Here is a 17,631-nt window from a genome sequence, read left to right as displayed (position 1 = left end):
AATTGAACCCAAAGTTGAACCCAAAGTTGAACCCAAAGTTGAACCCAAAGTTGAACCCAAAGTTGAACCCAAAGTTGAACCCAAAGTTGAACCCAAAGTTGAACCCAAAGTTGAACCCAAAGTTGAACCCAAAGTTGCGGCAGCCAAGCCTGAGGCTAAAGAACAGCCTGCTGCATCCGATAAAAAAGCTGGTAAGTTCTTTGTGCAGTTTGGCGTGTTTTCCGACCCTAAAAACCTGGAAAACCTGCAAGGAAAGCTTAAACAGGCTGGATTTGATACTGCGACAGAAAAGGTAGATGCGGCCGGCCAAAAATTACGCTTGCGCACGCGCACCTATGCGACGCGCAATGAAGCTGCCGCGGCACTGAAAAAGCTGGAAACTGCAGGATTTAGTGGCATTGTGGCCAGTAAATCCTGAGGCAACGCATGACCATTTTTGATTATGTGGTGCTAGGCATGATTGGCTTCTCCATTTTGGTGGGGCTGATGCGCGGTGCCATACGCGAGCTGTTTTCGGTACTGGGGTGGGTGTTGGCTTTTTACCTGGCTAATCGCTTTAATGCCGAGGTGATAGCCTATATGCCAGAGCAAATTCCTGGTGAAGCGGTAAAGGCCATGGCGTCATTTTTGGTGGTATTTTTACTGGTGCTGTTTGTCTCTACCTTGTTGGCTTTATTGCTCACCAGTCTGATGAAGGCAGTTGGTCTGGGTGGCCTCAACCGGGTCTTGGGTGGTCTGGCGGGTGCGATTAAAGGTGTTTTGGTGGTTTGCATCTTGGTGATGCTGGCTGCCATGACGGATTTACCCAAGGACCCGCGCTGGATAAATGCTACATTCAGTGCGCCCGTTGAAGTGCTGGTCTTGAAATTGCTGCCGTGGATGCCATCTAGTATTGCTAGGCACGTGCATTTGGATCATCAGCCGGTAGATGAGTCTGCCATTTAATTTGTAATCAAGTGTTTGATAGGATGTCACTATGTGTGGAATTATCGGTATTGTAGGCAAAAACCCGGTGAATCAGTTGTTGTATGACGGATTGCTGGTATTACAGCACCGTGGTCAGGATGCCGCTGGTATCGTCACTTGTGATGGCAACACTTTTCACATGCATAAAAACAATGGCCTGGTGAAAGATGTCTTTCACACCCGTCATATGCGTAACCTGGTTGGCAATGTTGGTATCGCCCATGTGCGTTATCCGACCGCAGGCTCTTCAAGCGCGGCTGAAGCGCAACCGTTTTATGTGAATTCACCGTTTGGTATTGTGTTAGGCCACAACGGGAATCTGACCAATTCTGAACAACTCAAGTCCGAAATGTTCAGGCAAGATTTGCGTCACATCAACACCAACTCCGATTCTGAAGTGTTGTTAAATGTGCTGGCGCACGAAATCGAGAGCACGTCTAAAAACGCCTTGCTTAATAGTGATATGGTGTTTGACGCCGTGGCTGCAGTGCACAGACGTTGTAAAGGTGCTTATGCGGTGGTGGCAATGATTGCTAACTTTGGCCTGCTGGCTTTCCGTGATCCACATGGCATCCGGCCGTTGGTCATCGGTAAGCAAGAGACTGACAAAGGCACCGAGTATATTGTGGCCTCTGAGAGTGTAGCACTGGATGTGCTAGGGTTCACCATGTTGCGTGATGTCGAGCCAGGCGAGGCCGTGTTTATCGATATGGATGGCAATCTGTTCAGCCGTCAATGCGCCACCAATGCCAAACTGACTTCCTGTATTTTTGAATATGTTTACCTCGCACGCCCTGACTCAGTGATCGACGGCGTGTCTGTGTACCAAACCCGTCTGGACATGGGCACCTTGCTGGCTGAAAAAATCAAGCGCGAGTGGGCTGATAAACAGATTGATGTGGTCATCCCTATCCCGGATACCAGCCGTCCGAGCGCATTGCAGTTGGGTATTGCGTTAGGCCTAGATTACCGCGAAGGCTTTATCAAAAACCGTTATATTGGCCGCACATTTATTATGCCCGGTCAAGCCTTGCGTAAAAAATCTGTGCGCCAGAAACTCAACCCAATTGGGATTGAGTTTAAAGGTAAAAACGTGCTGCTGGTCGATGATTCGATTGTGCGGGGCACGACTTCGCAGCAAATTGTGCAAATGGCGCGTGATGCAGGCGCTAACAAGGTTTATTTTGCCTCTGCAGCGCCGCCAGTGCGTTACCCGAATGTGTATGGCATTGATATGCCTAGCCGCCATGAGTTATTGGCGACCAATCGTACCGATGAGGAAATTTGTGCCGAGATTGGCGCGGATGCGTTGATTTACCAAGATCTGGATGCCTTGCGTGAAAGTATCACCAAGTCTAATCCGCACATGACCGAGTTTGATTGCAGTTGTTTTGATGGCAAGTATGTCACCGGGGATATTGATGCGGCTTACTTAAACCGCATTGAGTCTGCGCGCAGTGATATGAATAAAAAACAATTACCGCCAAACTCTACCACACAGTTGGATTTAAACCTGTTGTCTACCGACTTGGTTGGTGCCGAGTAAAGGTTGACAGCCGCCTGTAAAAGGCGTTTAATGAAGTTGCGCTGATTTGAGTGGCGAACTTTAAACGAAGCCAAACTCAGCTTGCGAGCGCATTATAAATACCGCTAAAGCGAGAGCCCAAAGACCCGTTTTAGCGCAATGCTGAAACGGGTTTTTTATTGTCCCGGGTTTTTATTGTCCAAGGCGCAAGCCTAGGTGAGCGCAAGCCACGAAGCTTGTACTGGAATGTCCGCAGCGGACGGAAGTTTGAGGAATCATGAACGATCAATATCATTTAGAAACGCTGGCGGTGCGTGCCGGCACATTAACTACCGAATTCGGCGAGAACTCAGAAGCCTTATTTTTAAATTCCAGCTTTCGCTTTAACAGTGCCGCGCAGGCGGCGGCCCGTTTTGGCGGTACTGAGCCGGGGAATATTTACTCGCGTTTTACCAACCCAACTGTGACCATGTTCCAGGATAAGCTGGCAGCGCTGGAAGGCGCCGAGCAGTGTGTGGCTACGTCGAGCGGCATGTCCGCCATTCTAGCCTGCATCATGGGGCTTTGTAGTGCGGGTGACCATATCGTTGCTTCGCGCAGTATTTTTGGCACCACCGTGCAATTGTTTACCAATATTCTCAAGCGCTGGGGCCTGGAAGTGACCCTGGTGTCACTCACTGACGTGGAAGCATGGAAAGCTGCTGCCAAACCCAATACAAAATTGTTTTTTGCAGAAACCCCGTCTAACCCGCTGACTGAAGTCGGCGACATCGCCAAATTGGCTGAAGTGGCACATGCCGCAGGTGCCTACCTGGCGGTGGATAATTGCTTTTGTACGCCAGCATTGCAACAGCCACTCAAACTGGGTGCAGATATTGTGATTCACTCTGCGACAAAGTATATCGATGGCCAAGGCCGGGTCTTGGGCGGCGCGGTACTTGGTAACAAGGCCTTGATGGAGCCAGTCTATGGCTTCTTGCGTACGGCAGGCGTCACCATGAGTGCCTTTAATGCCTGGGTATTCGTCAAAGGGCTGGAAACCTTGCAAGTGCGTATGGAAGCCCATGCAGCACGTGCGCTGGCATTAGCGCAGTGGCTAGAACAACAGCCTGGCGTTGATCGCGTCTATTACCCGGGTTTACCATCACATCCGCAGTATGGGCTGGCACAAAAACAGCAGCGCTTGGGTGGTGGCATTGTGACTTTTGAGGTGAAACCAAAAGCGGGTCAGACAGCGCAAGAAGCCGCGTGGGCCTTAATTGATGCGACACGACTGATCTCGATCACGGCTAATCTGGGAGATGCCAAATCTACCATCACGCATCCGGCAACGACCACGCATAGCCGTGTGAGCGCTGAAGCTCGTGCAGAGGCGGGCATTAAAGATAACTTGGTCAGGATTGCCGTTGGTTTAGAGCATGTAGATGACCTGAAAGCTGATTTGAAGTTGTTGACACACGCTTAATGCCATATCGCTGACGCCAAGCATCACTTCATGGGGAGCAAATTTGCTCCCCATTGTTTTTTCTGCCGAGTTTGATGTCAGTGCCCTATGGTTAATTGGCTTGGCAGCCGTGATTAGGCGAGCCGGATCGCGCTAAATATGCTAAAATCGCGTGATAACTTTTAACTATAAATTGGGTCAAGAATGAGTCAGTCTCCAGATCAATTTGCTAAAGAAACCCTGCCTATCAGCTTAGAAGACGAGATGCGTCGCAGCTACCTTGATTACGCCATGAGCGTGATTGTTGGCCGTGCGCTTCCCGATGTTCGCGATGGTTTAAAGCCTGTGCACAGACGCGTGTTGTTCGCCATGCACGAGCTATCTAACGACTATAACAAGCCTTATAAAAAATCTGCCCGTATTGTTGGTGACGTCATCGGTAAATACCACCCTCACGGTGACACGGCGGTGTATGACACCATCGTGCGTATGGCGCAAGATTTTTCATTGCGCTATATGCTGGTCGATGGCCAAGGTAACTTTGGTTCTGTCGATGGTGACAATGCGGCCGCAATGCGGTACACCGAAATCCGCATGTCTAAGATTGCACACGAGTTGCTGGCAGACATAGACAAAGAAACTGTAGACTTTGGCCCCAACTACGATGGCAGCGAGCATGAGCCACTGATTATGCCAGCGCGCATCCCTAACTTGCTGATTAACGGCAGCTCGGGGATTGCGGTGGGCATGGCGACCAACATTCCGCCACATAACCTCAATGAAGTGCTCAACGCCTGTTTTGCGCTGTTAGAGAATCCTGAGATCACCATTGATGAGCTGATTGAGTTGATTCCAGCGCCTGACTTCCCAACGGCTGGCATTATTTATGGCACCGTAGGTGTCAAAGAAGGTTATCGCACTGGCCGCGGCCGGGTGGTGATGCGTGGCCGTACCCATTTTGAAGACTTGGACAAAGCCGGTGGTCGTCAATCCATTATCATTGATGAGCTGCCTTACCAAGTTAACAAGAAAACACTGATTGAAAAAATCGCCGAGCTGGTTAACGAGAAAAAGATCGAGGGTATCTCCGATCTGCGTGACGAGTCTGACAAGTCTGGTATGCGTGTGGTCATTGAACTCAAGCGTGGTGAAGTGCCAGAGGTGATTTTAAATAACCTCTACAAGCAAACACAACTGCAAGATACGTTTGGCATGAACATGGTGGCCTTGATGGATGGCCAGCCACGTTTGCTCAACCTCAAGCAAATGCTGGAAGCCTTCTTGCGCCATCGCCGCGAAGTAGTGACGCGTCGTACTGTATTCGAGTTGCGCAAAGCGCGTGATCGCGGACATGTGCTCGAAGGCCTTGCGGTTGCGCTGGCCAACGTAGATGACATGATTGCAATCATCAAAGCGGCACCAACGCCGCCAGAAGCCAAAAAAGAGTTGATGGCGCGTAGCTGGAACTCACCAGTGGTAGAGGAAATGCTTAAACGTGCGGCCATGGAAGCCTCACGTCCTGAAGGTTTGTCGGTTGATTTTGGCATGACGCCAAATGGCTATAAACTGTCTGATGTGCAGGCGCAGGAAATTCTGCAAATGCGCTTGCAACGCCTGACCGGCCTTGAGCAAGATAAGATCGTCAACGAGTACAAAGAAGTCATGGATGTGATTGCAGACTTGCTGGATATTTTGGCAAAACCCGAGCGTGTGACTGCGATTATTGTTGAAGAATTAAATGAAATTCAGAAGATGTTTGGCGACAAACGACGTTCTGAAATCGAGCAAAATACACAAGATTTGTCGCTCGAAGACCTAATTACGCCGCAAGATGTGGTGGTGACTTTATCACACACCGGTTATGTGAAATCTCAGCCTTTGGATGAGTACCGCGCCCAGCGCCGTGGTGGCCGTGGCAAACAAGCCGCAGCGACCAAAGAAGATGACTTCATCGACAAGATGTTTGTGGCGAATACGCATGATTACATTCTGTGCTTCAGCAGCCGTGGCCGTGTCTATTGGCTGAAGGTTTACGAGGTGCCGCAAGGTAGCCGTGTCAGCCGTGGCAAGCCGATTGTGAACCTTTTCCCGTTGGAAGAGGGCGAGAAAATCAACGCCATTTTGCCGGTGAAAGAGTTCGATGAAAGTCACTTTGTATTTATGGCAACAGCCAAAGGCACTGTGAAGAAGACTGCGCTGACCGAGTTTGCCAATCCACGTAAGTCAGGCATTATCGCCATTAACTTGGATGAAGGTGACTACCTGATTGGTGCCGAAGTGACTAATGGCAAGAACGACATTGTGCTGGTATCTAATGGCGGTAAAGCCGTGTGGTTTACTGAGGATGATGTTCGTCCTATGGGTCGTGCAACGCGTGGCGTACGCGGCATGAAACTAGCCTCTAAACAACAGGTTCTGTCCTTGCTGATTGCTGAGAATGACCAGCAGTCGGTGTTAGTTGCTACTGAGAATGGCTACGGTAAACGTACCGTGTTGTCTGAGTTCCGTCATTCTGGCCGTGGTACGCAAGGTGTGAAAGCAATTGCCATCAGTGAGCGTAACGGTTTGGCTGTGGCGGCAAGGTTGGTGACAGCAGACGATGAAATCATGCTGATTACGACCGGTGGCGTTTTGATCCGTACACGCGTAAAAGAAATCCGCGATATGGGTCGTGCAGCACAAGGCGTCACCCTGATTAACCTGGGTGAAGGTGAAAAATTGTCAGGTCTGGAGAAGATTGTTGAGACCGACGATGATGGTGACGAGTCTGAAGAATAAGTAGAGTAAAGAATACACACACGCATGAAACAGATTTTTAATTTTTCTGCCGGTCCTGCCGTGCTCCCTAAACCAGTACTTGAGCGTGCACAAGCTGAAATGCTTGACTGGCACGGCTCTGGCATGAGCGTGATGGAGATGTCACACCGTGGTAAAGAGTTCACTAGCATCCTGGAGAAAACAGAAGCTGATTTTCGCAAATTGTTGGCCATCCCGTCCAATTACAAAGTATTGTTTTTGCAAGGAGGCGCCATTGGCGAAAATGCTATCATCCCAATGAATTTGCTCAACGGGAAGTCTGCGGATTACGTGGTTACAGGCGCCTGGAGTAAGCGAAGTGTTGATGATGCCAAAGTCTATGGTGAGATTAATATTGCTGCGAATGCTGAGGCCAGTGGTTTTACCACGGTGCCAGCTTTTGCTGATTGGAAGCTCAATAAAGACGCGGCTTATGTGCATTACTGCACCAATGAAACCATTAACGGTGTCGAGTTCTTAGACGTACCTGAGACCCATGGTGTGCCGATTGTGGCTGATATGTCTTCACATATTCTCTCGCGGCCAATTGACGTTTCAAAATATGGTGTCATTTACGGTGGTGCGCAAAAAAATATCGGACCGGCTGGCTTGTGTCTGGTGATTGTGCGTGAAGATTTATTGACGCAGGCATCACCTTTAACGCCCGCTGTTTTTCATTGGAAAACGCAGGCGGATAATCAGAGCATGATTAATACGCCGCCCACCTACAGCATTTATATCGCGGGCTTGGTGTTCGAGTGGTTACTGGCACAAGGCGGCGTGGAGGCCATTGAGAAAATCAATATCGCCAAAGCCAATTTGTTGTATGACTTCTTGGATCAAACTGAGTTTTACGCCAATGACATTGCACCGGCTTATCGTTCACGGATGAATATTCCGTTCCGCTTGCGTGATGAAAGCCTCAACGATGCCTTTTTAAAAGCGGCAGAGACACACGGCTTGCTGCAACTGAAGGGCCATCGCTCAGTCGGTGGCATGCGTGCCAGCATTTACAACGCCATGCCGATTGAAGGTGTGAAAGCGCTGGTCGAATTTATGCAGGCATTTGAACAAGCTCACTCATAAAAAACTTAATTATATATTTTAAATGTCTGATTTATTAAAACAATTTAGAGACAAAATTGATGCGATAGATGCGCAGATGCTGTCGCTGGTCAATCAGCGGGCAGCGCTGGCTCGTGAGATCGGGCATTTGAAAGATGACGGTGTTATTTATCGTCCAGAGCGTGAAGCGCAAATTATTCGACGCTTGCAGGCTGAGAATCAAGGTCCGTTAGCACCTGAGGCTGTGAGTCACATTTTTCGCGCAGTTATGTCCAATTGTCGTGCACTAGAGAAAGAGTTGTCGATTGCTTTTCTGGGACCTTTGGGTACCTATAGTGAAGAGGCCGCGCTCAAGCAGTTTGGCGAGGGGCGCCAGGCCGTGGTGTGCGCAAGTATCGATGAAGTCTTCCGCACGGTGGAAGCAGGTCAGGCAGATTACGGAGTGGTGCCAGTAGAAAACTCGACCGAAGGCGCGGTTGGCATTACTCTAGACTTACTATTGTCGAGCCCGTTGCAGGTGATTGGTGAAGTGACGTTGCCAGTCCATCATTGCTTATTGTCTGCTCAGCAAGATATACGTCAGATCAGCCATGTTTTTTCTCATGCGCAATCGTTGTCGCAATGCCACGAGTGGTTAAACAAACACTTGCCAAATGCGGCACGTGAGGCGGTCACAAGTAATGCGCGTGCTGCACAAATGATCCACGAGCTCGTCGCAAGTGAAGGTACCTTTGCAGCGGCCATCGCCAGCAAGCGTGCTGCTGAGTTATTTGATTTGCATGTTTTGGCTGAAAATATAGAGGATGACCCGAAGAATACCACGCGTTTTCTGGTAATTGGCAATCATGGTGTTGCACCTTCTGGTCAAGATAAAACCTCGCTTGTCATGAGTGCGCACAATAAACCAGGCGCCGTTTTGCAACTACTAGAGCCGTTTTCACGCCATGACGTGAGCATGACCAAGCTGGAATCACGGCCTTCGCGTCAAAACTTATGGAATTACGTGTTTTTTGTGGATATTGAAGGTCATCAACAACAGCCAGCAGTCCAGGCGGCACTTAAAGATCTTGCCGAACGTGCAACTTTACTCAAAGTGTTGGGCTCTTACCCAACCGCTATTATTTAAATCATTCTATGTCGTCATCCGAGCCTTTATCAGCATTAGCCCCTGCCAATATTCGTGCCATTGCGCCATACCAGGGTGGCAAACCGATCAGTGAATTAGCCCGTGAAATGGGGCTCAATGAAGCCGATATCGTTAAACTAGCTTCTAATGAGAATCCACTTGGCATGAGTCCCAAGGCCCAAATGGCGCTTGAAGAAGCCATTTATGAAATTGCCCGTTATCCGGATGGCAATAGCTTTGCCTTGCGTGATGCCGTAAGCCACAAGTTTGGCGTACAACCGGCACAGATCGTATTTGGTAACGGTTCAAATGACATTCTGGAGTTGGCAGCACGTGCTTTCTTGACGGCGGGCGATGAGACCATTTACTCCCAGCATGCATTTGCCGTGTATCAATTGGTGACAAAGGCGGTCGGCGCTAAGGGCGTGGTCGTTCCAGCGGTTGAATTTGGCCATGATTTACCTGGTTTTCTAAAGGCGATCACGCCAAAAACCAAATTGATTTTTGTGGCAAACCCCAATAACCCAACAGGCACTCTTATTAGCAAAACTGATTTAAAAGCTTTTTTACAGCAAGTGCCCAGGCATATTCTGGTCGTGCTAGATGAAGCTTACGATGAATATTTGTCTTCGGTCGATAAGTCTGAGGCTATAGGCTGGCTGGCCGAGTTTGAAAACCTGATTATTTCACGCACTTTTTCCAAGGCTTATGGCCTGGCAGGGTTGCGTGTGGGCTTTGGTGTGATGCATGCCACACTAGCTGACTTGATGAACCGCGTGCGCCAGCCATTTAACGTCAATAGCCTAGCGCAAGTGGCCGCGACTGTCTCATTGCAAGATGAGGATTTTGTGGCACGCAGTTATGCTGCTAATCAAGCTGGTATGACGCAGATTACGCAGGGACTGGAGCAACTGGGTCTGAGCTATATTCCGTCTTATGGTAACTTTGTCAGCTTTAAAGTGACGAACGCCAGTGCCGTCAACCAGGCCTTGCTTAAGCAGGGCGTGATTGTGCGCCCGGTGGCAAATTATGAGATGCCAGATTATTTGCGCGTCAGCATTGGATTGTTTAGTGAAAATGCACGCTTTTTAGAAGTGCTGGAAAAGATTTTGAAGTGATGACTGTATACGAAAAATTTGCTACCGATGATGTACGCGTGCTGGAGATTAAACCGCTGGTAAAACCGGCCGAGTTGTTGTCGCGCCTGCAAGAAAGTACGGTCAGCACACAAAACATCCTTAAAACCCGCACGGCGATCCACCATATTTTGCATCAAGGCGATGACCGTTTATTAGTGATTGTGGGTCCATGTTCGATTCACGATACCGAAGCGGGGATGGAGTATGCCAAACGTTTGCTGGAGGTACGTACACGCTTGGCCGGTGAGTTGTTGATCGTGATGCGTGTGTATTTTGAAAAGCCACGCACCACGGTAGGCTGGAAAGGGCTGATCAATGATCCGCACCTCGATGGCACTTATGATATTAATGCTGGTCTCGAAAAAGCCCGCCGTTTTTTGCTAGACGTCAACGAAATTGGCATGCCTGCCGCGACTGAGTTCTTGGATGTGGTGTCACCACAATATACCGCTGATTTAGTCAGCTGGGGTGCGATTGGCGCACGCACCACCGAGTCGCAAATCCACCGCGAATTAGCGTCTGGATTATCATGCCCGGTAGGGTTTAAAAATGGTACCGATGGCGGCGCCAAGGTTGCGATCGATGCCATTAAAACAGCAGCCAGCCCACATCACTTTTTGTCGATGACAAAAGAAGGTGAGTCTGCCATTTTTGCCACCAAAGGCAATGAAGATTGCCATGTGATTTTACGTGGTGGAAAAGCCCCTAATTATGATGCACAAAGTGTATCAGCCGTGTGCGACCAGTTGGCCGAGGCTGGCTTAGCGCCAGTGCTAATGGTTGATTGCAGTCATGGAAATAGCCAAAAACAATATAAAAACCAGATGCTCGTGGTGGATGATGTCGCCAAGCAACTAACTGCAGGCGATGCGCGTATTATCGGCGTGATGCTGGAATCTCATCTGAACGAGGGACGTCAGGACCACTCGCCAGGCTGCAGCCTGAATTATGGCCAGTCGATTACCGATGCATGCCTGGGTTGGGATGACTCTGTGGCTGTGCTCGAAACGCTAGCTGCAGCAGTGAAAGCGCGTCGTGAGAAACATGCCGCAGAAGAGTAACGAACACTTTTAATCAAAGCCGCGCCAGTGAGCGCGGCTTTTTTATGGGTGTTAGCTACAAATAAGCATGCGCTCATGAAAATCATGAGCAGGGAATCATTGTCAGTAGCAGGCTGTTGATGCAACGCATGCGTATGATGCCAGTCTTACTTCCCAGACATTGCAAACCTGCGTTGTGCCAAGGCTTGCGATGGATGCAGTAGTCACAAACAATTGTTGTATGATGGGTCTTAAAACTCTCCTGCAACCACGAATTAACTGAATTGAATAACGAGCGATTATGCATATACACGTATTAGGGGCTGGGGCTGGCGGTGGCTTTCCACAGTGGAACTGTAATTGTCCAAATTGTGATGGCTTGCGTAAAGGCACCATCAAGGCCAAGCGCCGCACACAATCATCGATTTGTGTCTCCAGCAATGGCATAGACTGGGTGCTGTTTAATGCATCCCCTGATGTCTTGCAACAAATTCAGGAGTTCGCCCCTTTGCAACCAGGTCGCGCTGTACGTGACAGTGGCATCCAAGGCATTGTGCTCATAGATGCGCAAATTGACCATACCACTGGCCTATTCATGCTACGTGAAGGCCAAGTCAAACGTGAGATTTACTGTACAAAAATGGTCTATGAAGACCTGACCACCGGCAATCAAATTCTGAATATTCTCGGCCATTACTGCGGCGTCAATCACCATGAAATCGGGATTGATGCCAACGATGTCAGCAATGCGCACAGCTTTGAAATTCCCGGTGTGCCTAACCTGCGATTTACTGCAGTGGCATTGAAAAGTGCGGCGCCACCATACTCCCCACACCGCAATGACCCGCACCCAGGCGACACTATTGGCGTACTGATTGAAGAGATTTCTACCGGCAAAAAATGCTGGTATTCACCTGGTCTAGCAGAAATTGAACCACATTTGCCACCACTGATGCATCAAGCAGATTGCATTATGGTGGATGGCACGTTCTGGACCAATACTGAAATGTTGGATATGGGGTTGATGACCAAGACAGCTCGCAGTATTGGCCACAATCCACAATCTGGCCCGGGCGGCATGATAGAAGAGTTGGACAAGTTTGGTAAGGAGAAACCAGTACGCAAAGTGCTGATTCATATCAACAACACCAACCCGATTTTAAGGGAAGATTCCGCCGAGCGTGCTACCCTCAACGATCATAAGATCGAGGTAGCGTACGACGGCATGGACATCATTCTATAGGAGAAAAAAATGAACGCAGTGACTCAGGCAGCATTGCCATGGACCCGTGAAGAATTTGAAGCGAAACTTCGCGAAAAAGGGCAGGGTTACCATATTTATCATCCATTTCATGTGATGATGTATGAAGGTAAATTGACTAAAGAACAGCTGCAATGCTGGGTTGCCAATCGTTTTTATTATCAAATCGCGATTCCAATGAAAGATGCAGCGATTTTATCTAATTGCCCGGATAAAGAGGTGCGTAAGCAATGGATCGTTCGCATTACCGACCATGATGGCGTAGATGATCAAATTGGCGGCATTGAGGCTTGGATTAAACTGGGTGAAGCCGTAGGCCTGACCCGTGAACAAGTGACTAGCTTGGAACTGGTTTCACCGGGCGTGCGTTTTGCGGTGGATGCCTATATCAATTTCGCCAAACAACGTCCTTGGCAAGAAAGCGTATGTTCAAGCCTGACAGAGTTATTTGCCCCACATATCCATCAGCAACGCATCAGCTCCTGGCCCAGCATGTATCCCTGGGTAAAAGAAGAAGGCCTGATGTACTTCAAAAAACGTCTGACCGAAGCCCGTCGCGATGTTGAGCAGGGTCTCGGTGTAACCTTGGAATACTTCAGTACTTCACGCGAAATGCAGATGAAAGCTTTAGACATTCTGCAATTTAAATTGAATGTGCTGTGGGTGATTGCAGATTCGATCATGCTCGCAAGCACAGAGATCAAAACAGAAGGCCGTGATTATTTACGTCAGCCGGTTATTCGTATAGAAAACTAGCCTCAGAATTATTTGAAAGTAAGCGCATGGAAAACAATATTCAACACTCAGATATTTTCGCGATTGCTCTACACCATCGCTTTCAATGGGAAGAGGCACAGCAAAGTTACGTCATTTTGTTTCCAGAAGGCATGGTGAAGTTACATGGCGGTGCTGGCGAAATTTTGAAGCGCGTTGATGGCAAAGCAAGTGTGGGGGATATTGTGGCTGAGCTTCAAGCCGCTTTTCCCGATGTTGAAGATATTGAGAGCGATATTGTAGGTATGTTTGACCTTGCTGTTGGTAAAGCCTGGTTACGCAAGGTCAATTAACCCATCAGGAGAGCAATATGGCACAGTTGAATAATGGAGTGGCAGCAAGCGTGACACAAAAGCAGCCCTTATGGTTGCTAGCAGAGGTTACTTATCGTTGCCCGCTGCATTGCGCGTTTTGTTATAACCCAACCGATTATGATAAGCACACTAAAAATGAATTAACAACCGCGCAGTGGATTAGTGCTTTGCGTGATGCTCGTAAGTTGGGTGCTATTCAACTAGGCATTTCTGGTGGCGAGCCGTTATTGCGCGACGACATTGAAGAAATTGTGTCTGAGGCACACAAATTGGGTTATTACAGCAACCTAATTACCTCAGGTGTAGGCCTGACAGAAAAACGTATTCAGGCATTCAAAGAAGGTGGTCTTGATCATATCCAGCTCTCCATGCACGATGTTACCGAGGATATAAGTAACTTTATTACTGACACGCGAACTTTTGAGCTTAAGAAAAAAGTCGCAGCCATGATCAAATCTCATGGTTATCCCATGGTGCTGAATGTGGTGATTCACCGTTACAACATCGACCAAGTCGGCAAAATCCTCGAAATGGCTGAAGCATTGGGCGCAGATTATGTGGAACTGGCTAATACACAATACTACGGCTGGAGTCTGGTCAACCGTGATCAACTGATGCCTACCCGCGAGCAATTAGATCGAGCGGAAGCGGCAACCAATGCCTTTAGAGAGCGTGTTGGCAATAAAATGAAGGTGTTTTTTGTGGTCCCAGATTACTTTGCTGATCGGCCTAAAAAGTGTATGAATGGCTGGGGCGAGGTGTTTATGATCGTCACAGCAAACGGCGATGTCTTGCCGTGCCATTCTGCCCGCGTATTGCCTGGGATGACCTTCCCAAATGTGCGTGAAAATGGGCTGGAATGGGCCTGGAAGGAATCACCCGCGTTTACTAAATATCGTGGCATGGATTGGATGAAAGAACCGTGCCGCAGCTGCGATGAAAAAGAAAACGATCTGGGTGGTTGTAGATGCCAATCCTATTTGTTGAGTGGCGACGCTGAAATGGCGGATCCTGTGTGTACCAAGTCCCCCAATCGTCATTTAATTGATGAAGCATTGGTGAATTCACAAAATCCGTTAGTTCGTGAACAACCGATTATTTTTAGAACAGACAAAAACTCTAAAAAGTATGTTGAAGGCGATAAAGAAAGAATCGCGCAGTTTCACGCCTTACCTTAAATCTGCCGATGGCCGCGTTGTGGCTTATAATCTTAAAGGTGCCCGAGGGCACCTTTGCGTTTTTTAAAGGTTGTGCATGTTGATATCTCGGTCTTCTATTCTGGTACTCGTATTGGCAGGGCTGGCGGCATTAGCGCCATTTGCAATTGACACCTATCTGCCTGCATTTCATGTGATGGCCGCTGAGTTTGGTACCGATGAACTGGCTATCCAGCAGAGCCTGACTTTTTATTTGCTGCCCTATGCCGTGATGACTTTGTGTCATGGCGCCATTTCAGATGCCATCGGTCGCATCACCACCATTAAATGGGGCTTGGCTATCTTTGCGCTGGCGAGCATAGGCTGTGTATTTGCACCCAATGTGCAGACCTTATGGCTATTTCGCGCTTTGCAGGGCATGAGTGGCGGCGCAGGCAATACGGTGGCACGTGCCATGGTGCGTGACCTGTTTTCTGGTGCGCAGGCGCAGCGTGTGATGGCCACCGTACAGTTATTATTCGGTATTGCACCCGCCGTGGCACCGATTCTAGGCGGTGTATTGTTGGGCATACACTGGCAAGCCATTTTTATCTTTTTATCTGTTTATGCGGCGATTGCGTTGTGGATGGCTGTGCGCTATCTGCCAGAAACGATGACACCGGAAAACCGTATTGTTTTTTCTGTGAAAGGGATCGCCTTCACCTACGGTAAGATGCTTAAGCACAAAGTGTTTCTGGGCCTGATTGCCTGTTTGGGCCTAAACTTTTCTGCGTTTTTCATTTACGTGCTGGCCAGCCCGGTGTTTCTGGTCAAACATTTGCATTTAAACAGCCAGCAGTTCGGCTACCTGTTTATTCCTACGGTGACTGGCATGATGCTGGGCTCCTGGATCTCGCGCCATACCGCGGGTAAAGTGGCGCCGGCGCGTATTCTGCATTGGGCATTTGCCTGGATGCTACTAATCGCAAGCTGTAATGTTGGCTTGCAATGGTGGGCTGGCAGCACCATGCATAACGCCTGGTGGCTAGCGATCTTGCCGATTGCCTTATTTAACATCGGTATGGCAGCAGCGATGCCGGTGTTGTCGATTGCTGCGCTGGATTGCTATCCTAGCCTGCGTGGCACAGCGGCCTCTGCCCAGGCCTTTATGCAAATGCTTTGTTCCACCATTAGCTCGGCCTTGATTGTGCCATTGGTTTGGCATTCTACGATCACACTCGCGGGTGCCATGCTGATCATGACCTTATTTAGCAGCCTGTTACTGCTGTTAGCACGCCAGCCAAAACCAGCTGTTGTGGTCGCTAACGATTAAACACAAGCCCCGAAATATGGGGCATTTACCAGCTTCATTAGATGTTTGAACATCACACACCTATTTTAAGATGAATCTGTGAATGTTCGCCAAGAGGCAGGACATTATTCAGAATCGACCAAGGGAGTTCATCATGGAAATGACCAGAGAAGAAGAAGCACGCAAAGCTTACGTGAAGTTGCTGACCGGGCAGGGCGTAAGTGAGCGTATGCTGGTACAGCGAGAATTCATTATTATACGCGTCAGTGCATTCCTGAAAGATATCCCCTGTGATGGCAGTCATTACCGACATGCCGTTGACCGATTTATTGCCAGTATTGATCCGGCAGAAATCCCCAGCATTTTGCCTGTGATTCGCGAGTTCTTTTCGTTTTGGGTGCGAGATATCAAAGCGATTGCTGCCATGAGTCAGGCCAAGGTCTTTAGTGGGACTACGCCTGTCACCATGGTCACGCAAGATGAGTTATTCAAGCATTGGTATGATTTGGATAAAACAGCGATGACCAGCCATGAAACACAAGTGATGGATGCTTTTCAACAAGTCACGCTGGTGCGCGGTTTTGAGCCTGCCGTATTTAAAGAGCGGATGCGCATGGCTAAGTGCTTGCTGCTGACCTTGCGACCTATCTCATACAAACAATCGCACAGTTACCGCCAAATGGTCGATAGAAACCTACCATTGTTTAATGCGCTTGGTTCGCAGCACACCTTCCTCAGTGTCTCTCGTGAGTTTTATTATTTTTGGCGTGGTGACATGCTGAAACCACAAGCACAAAAAACACAGATTGCACCTGTGCGTGAAATGGCGATGGCCGCTTAAGGCGTTTAGCTAGGCGGCAGCCCGCCGCAGCAGACAAAAAACGCCAGCCTTAGCGCTGGCGAATTTTTTGCAGGATCAAGGCAGACAATTCCTCAATTGAGCGACTAGTGGAGTCTGCCCAAGGGATACCTGCGCTGCGCATCATGCCTTCAGCAATTTCAATTTCCTTGCGGCAGTTATCCAGTGAGGCATAAAAACTATCCGGGCGGCGTTCATTGCGCACGGAGTGCAAACGTTCAGGCTTGATGGTCAAGCCAAAAATCTTATCGATGTTTTTTTGCAGGGCAGCAGGTAAAGCGCCGCGCTCAAAGTCTTCTGGGATCAGTGGGTAGTTGGCGGCTTTAATGCCAAATTGCATAGCCAGGTAAATGCTGGTCGGTGTCTTGCCACAACGGGAGACGCCAATCAGAATCACTTCAGCTTCATCTAGGCCGGTATTGGTCATGCCATCATCATGATTCAGCGTGAAATTAATGGCTTCCATACGCTCGGAGTAACTGTTGCCCATGGCGCTATAAGCAATGCTGGCGCCAGTAAGAGGTTCCTGATTAAGCTCTGAGCCCAGCGGATAAATAAAGCGGTGGAACAAATCAATAAAGTAGGCATTGGCCTGCTTAAGGTGATTACGATGCTCGCCGTTGCCGACAGACATAATGACAATCGGGCGAATCCCATCCTGATCAGCCACTTTCTGGATGTGCTCAAAGGCGGCTTGTACCTTCTCGTCATTGTCCGTAAACGGCAGGCGAGTGGTGGTAAATTTGGTGTTTGGGAAATGTTCCAGCAGTTTGCTCAAGGCGCCAGCTGTAATCCCCGTGCCATCAGAAATAATAAAAACAGAACGGTGATTCATGCTAACGCCTTGAGTGAGTTGCTAAAAGTGATTTTTTGC

General features: G+C 48.8%; 16 protein-coding genes. 15 read left to right on the top strand and 1 reads right to left on the bottom strand.

The features are described from left to right. The 15 genes from E6Q52_RS05500 to E6Q52_RS05430 form a co-directional block, all read left to right on the top strand. Positions 1-418, top strand: a 418-nt coding sequence (locus E6Q52_RS05500; protein ID WP_292819487.1) for an SPOR domain-containing protein, incomplete at its 5' end; no start/stop codon positions are given. Between the two features lie 8 nt (positions 419-426). Further along, positions 427-945: a CvpA family protein gene (locus tag E6Q52_RS05495; RefSeq protein ID WP_292819484.1), complete on the top strand. Its 519-nt coding sequence runs from the start codon at positions 427-429 to the stop codon at positions 943-945. 31 nt (positions 946-976) lie between these two features. Continuing rightward, the gene (gene purF, locus E6Q52_RS05490) at positions 977-2,512 is read left to right on the top strand and encodes an amidophosphoribosyltransferase (RefSeq protein ID WP_292819480.1); all 1,536 of its coding nucleotides are present in this window, start codon (positions 977-979) and stop codon (positions 2,510-2,512) included. A gap of 256 nt (positions 2,513-2,768) precedes the next feature. Beyond that, on the top strand, positions 2,769-3,956 hold the full coding sequence (locus tag E6Q52_RS05485; RefSeq protein ID WP_292819477.1) for an O-succinylhomoserine sulfhydrylase: 1,188 nt from the start codon (positions 2,769-2,771) through the stop codon (positions 3,954-3,956). 183 nt (positions 3,957-4,139) lie between these two features. Then, on the top strand, positions 4,140-6,713 hold the full coding sequence (gyrA, locus tag E6Q52_RS05480; RefSeq protein WP_292819475.1) for a DNA gyrase subunit A: 2,574 nt from the start codon (positions 4,140-4,142) through the stop codon (positions 6,711-6,713). Positions 6,714-6,737: 24 nt separating this feature from the next. Then, on the top strand, positions 6,738-7,817 hold the full coding sequence (gene serC / locus E6Q52_RS05475; RefSeq protein ID WP_292819472.1) for a 3-phosphoserine/phosphohydroxythreonine transaminase: 1,080 nt from the start codon (positions 6,738-6,740) through the stop codon (positions 7,815-7,817). Positions 7,818-7,839: 22 nt separating this feature from the next. Beyond that, positions 7,840-8,922 carry a prephenate dehydratase gene (gene pheA, locus E6Q52_RS05470; protein ID WP_292819469.1) on the top strand — a complete coding sequence of 361 codons (1,083 nt, stop codon included), beginning with the start codon at positions 7,840-7,842 and terminating at the stop codon, positions 8,920-8,922. A gap of 8 nt (positions 8,923-8,930) precedes the next feature. Then, complete coding sequence (gene hisC, locus E6Q52_RS05465) at positions 8,931-10,040, top strand: histidinol-phosphate transaminase (RefSeq protein WP_292819466.1); 1,110 nt, start codon at positions 8,931-8,933, stop codon at positions 10,038-10,040. Continuing rightward, positions 10,040-11,122 (top strand): 3-deoxy-7-phosphoheptulonate synthase, encoded by a 1,083-nt coding sequence (locus E6Q52_RS05460; protein ID WP_292819463.1) that lies wholly within the window; start codon positions 10,040-10,042, stop codon positions 11,120-11,122. The genes hisC and E6Q52_RS05460 overlap by 1 nt, the downstream gene beginning before the upstream one ends. Positions 11,123-11,402: 280 nt before the next feature. Beyond that, the gene (gene pqqB / locus E6Q52_RS05455) at positions 11,403-12,344 is read left to right on the top strand and encodes a pyrroloquinoline quinone biosynthesis protein PqqB (RefSeq protein ID WP_292819460.1); all 942 of its coding nucleotides are present in this window, start codon (positions 11,403-11,405) and stop codon (positions 12,342-12,344) included. A gap of 9 nt (positions 12,345-12,353) precedes the next feature. Beyond that, positions 12,354-13,118, top strand: coding sequence for a pyrroloquinoline-quinone synthase PqqC (pqqC, locus tag E6Q52_RS05450; RefSeq protein WP_292819457.1), 765 nt, complete (start codon positions 12,354-12,356; stop codon positions 13,116-13,118). A gap of 26 nt (positions 13,119-13,144) precedes the next feature. Next, a complete protein-coding gene (pqqD, locus tag E6Q52_RS05445; protein WP_292819454.1) occupies positions 13,145-13,429 on the top strand; it encodes a pyrroloquinoline quinone biosynthesis peptide chaperone PqqD in 285 nt (94 codons plus the stop codon). Between the two features lie 17 nt (positions 13,430-13,446). Further along, positions 13,447-14,628 (top strand): pyrroloquinoline quinone biosynthesis protein PqqE, encoded by a 1,182-nt coding sequence (gene pqqE, locus E6Q52_RS05440; protein WP_292819451.1) that lies wholly within the window; start codon positions 13,447-13,449, stop codon positions 14,626-14,628. A 76-nt stretch (positions 14,629-14,704) separates the two neighbouring features. Next, the gene (locus E6Q52_RS05435; RefSeq protein WP_292819448.1) at positions 14,705-15,919 is read left to right on the top strand and encodes a multidrug effflux MFS transporter; all 1,215 of its coding nucleotides are present in this window, start codon (positions 14,705-14,707) and stop codon (positions 15,917-15,919) included. Between the two features lie 133 nt (positions 15,920-16,052). Further along, complete coding sequence (locus tag E6Q52_RS05430) at positions 16,053-16,739, top strand: hypothetical protein (RefSeq protein WP_292819445.1); 687 nt, start codon at positions 16,053-16,055, stop codon at positions 16,737-16,739. Between the two features lie 49 nt (positions 16,740-16,788). Here E6Q52_RS05430 and E6Q52_RS05425 read toward each other — a convergent pair whose 3' ends face one another. Then, positions 16,789-17,592 carry a pyruvate, water dikinase regulatory protein gene (locus E6Q52_RS05425; RefSeq protein WP_292819442.1) on the bottom strand — a complete coding sequence of 268 codons (804 nt, stop codon included), beginning with the start codon at positions 17,590-17,592 and terminating at the stop codon, positions 16,789-16,791. Between the last annotated feature and the right edge of the window lie 39 nt (positions 17,593-17,631).

Source organism: Methylophilus sp., from assembly GCF_008015755.1.
Taxonomy (GTDB): Bacteria; Pseudomonadota; Gammaproteobacteria; order Burkholderiales; family Methylophilaceae; genus Methylophilus.
Note: the sequence above shows the minus strand (reverse complement) of the source record. Positions and strands in the feature narration are given on the sequence as shown.

What these genes read in the sequence shown, in the direction of transcription:
- E6Q52_RS05495 (WP_292819484.1), top strand. Translation starts at nt 427, where the DNA reads ATGACCATTTTTGATTATGTGGTGCTAGGCATGATTGGCTTCTCCATT.
- purF (WP_292819480.1), top strand. Translation starts at nt 977, where the DNA reads ATGTGTGGAATTATCGGTATTGTAGGCAAAAACCCGGTGAATCAGTTG.
- E6Q52_RS05485 (WP_292819477.1), top strand. Translation starts at nt 2,769, where the DNA reads ATGAACGATCAATATCATTTAGAAACGCTGGCGGTGCGTGCCGGCACA.
- gyrA (WP_292819475.1), top strand. Translation starts at nt 4,140, where the DNA reads ATGAGTCAGTCTCCAGATCAATTTGCTAAAGAAACCCTGCCTATCAGC.
- serC (WP_292819472.1), top strand. Translation starts at nt 6,738, where the DNA reads ATGAAACAGATTTTTAATTTTTCTGCCGGTCCTGCCGTGCTCCCTAAA.
- pheA (WP_292819469.1), top strand. Translation starts at nt 7,840, where the DNA reads ATGTCTGATTTATTAAAACAATTTAGAGACAAAATTGATGCGATAGAT.
- hisC (WP_292819466.1), top strand. Translation starts at nt 8,931, where the DNA reads ATGTCGTCATCCGAGCCTTTATCAGCATTAGCCCCTGCCAATATTCGT.
- E6Q52_RS05460 (WP_292819463.1), top strand. Translation starts at nt 10,040, where the DNA reads ATGACTGTATACGAAAAATTTGCTACCGATGATGTACGCGTGCTGGAG.
- pqqB (WP_292819460.1), top strand. Translation starts at nt 11,403, where the DNA reads ATGCATATACACGTATTAGGGGCTGGGGCTGGCGGTGGCTTTCCACAG.
- pqqC (WP_292819457.1), top strand. Translation starts at nt 12,354, where the DNA reads ATGAACGCAGTGACTCAGGCAGCATTGCCATGGACCCGTGAAGAATTT.
- pqqD (WP_292819454.1), top strand. Translation starts at nt 13,145, where the DNA reads ATGGAAAACAATATTCAACACTCAGATATTTTCGCGATTGCTCTACAC.
- pqqE (WP_292819451.1), top strand. Translation starts at nt 13,447, where the DNA reads ATGGCACAGTTGAATAATGGAGTGGCAGCAAGCGTGACACAAAAGCAG.
- E6Q52_RS05435 (WP_292819448.1), top strand. Translation starts at nt 14,705, where the DNA reads ATGTTGATATCTCGGTCTTCTATTCTGGTACTCGTATTGGCAGGGCTG.
- E6Q52_RS05430 (WP_292819445.1), top strand. Translation starts at nt 16,053, where the DNA reads ATGGAAATGACCAGAGAAGAAGAAGCACGCAAAGCTTACGTGAAGTTG.
- E6Q52_RS05425 (WP_292819442.1), bottom strand. Translation starts at nt 17,592, where the DNA reads ATGAATCACCGTTCTGTTTTTATTATTTCTGATGGCACGGGGATTACA.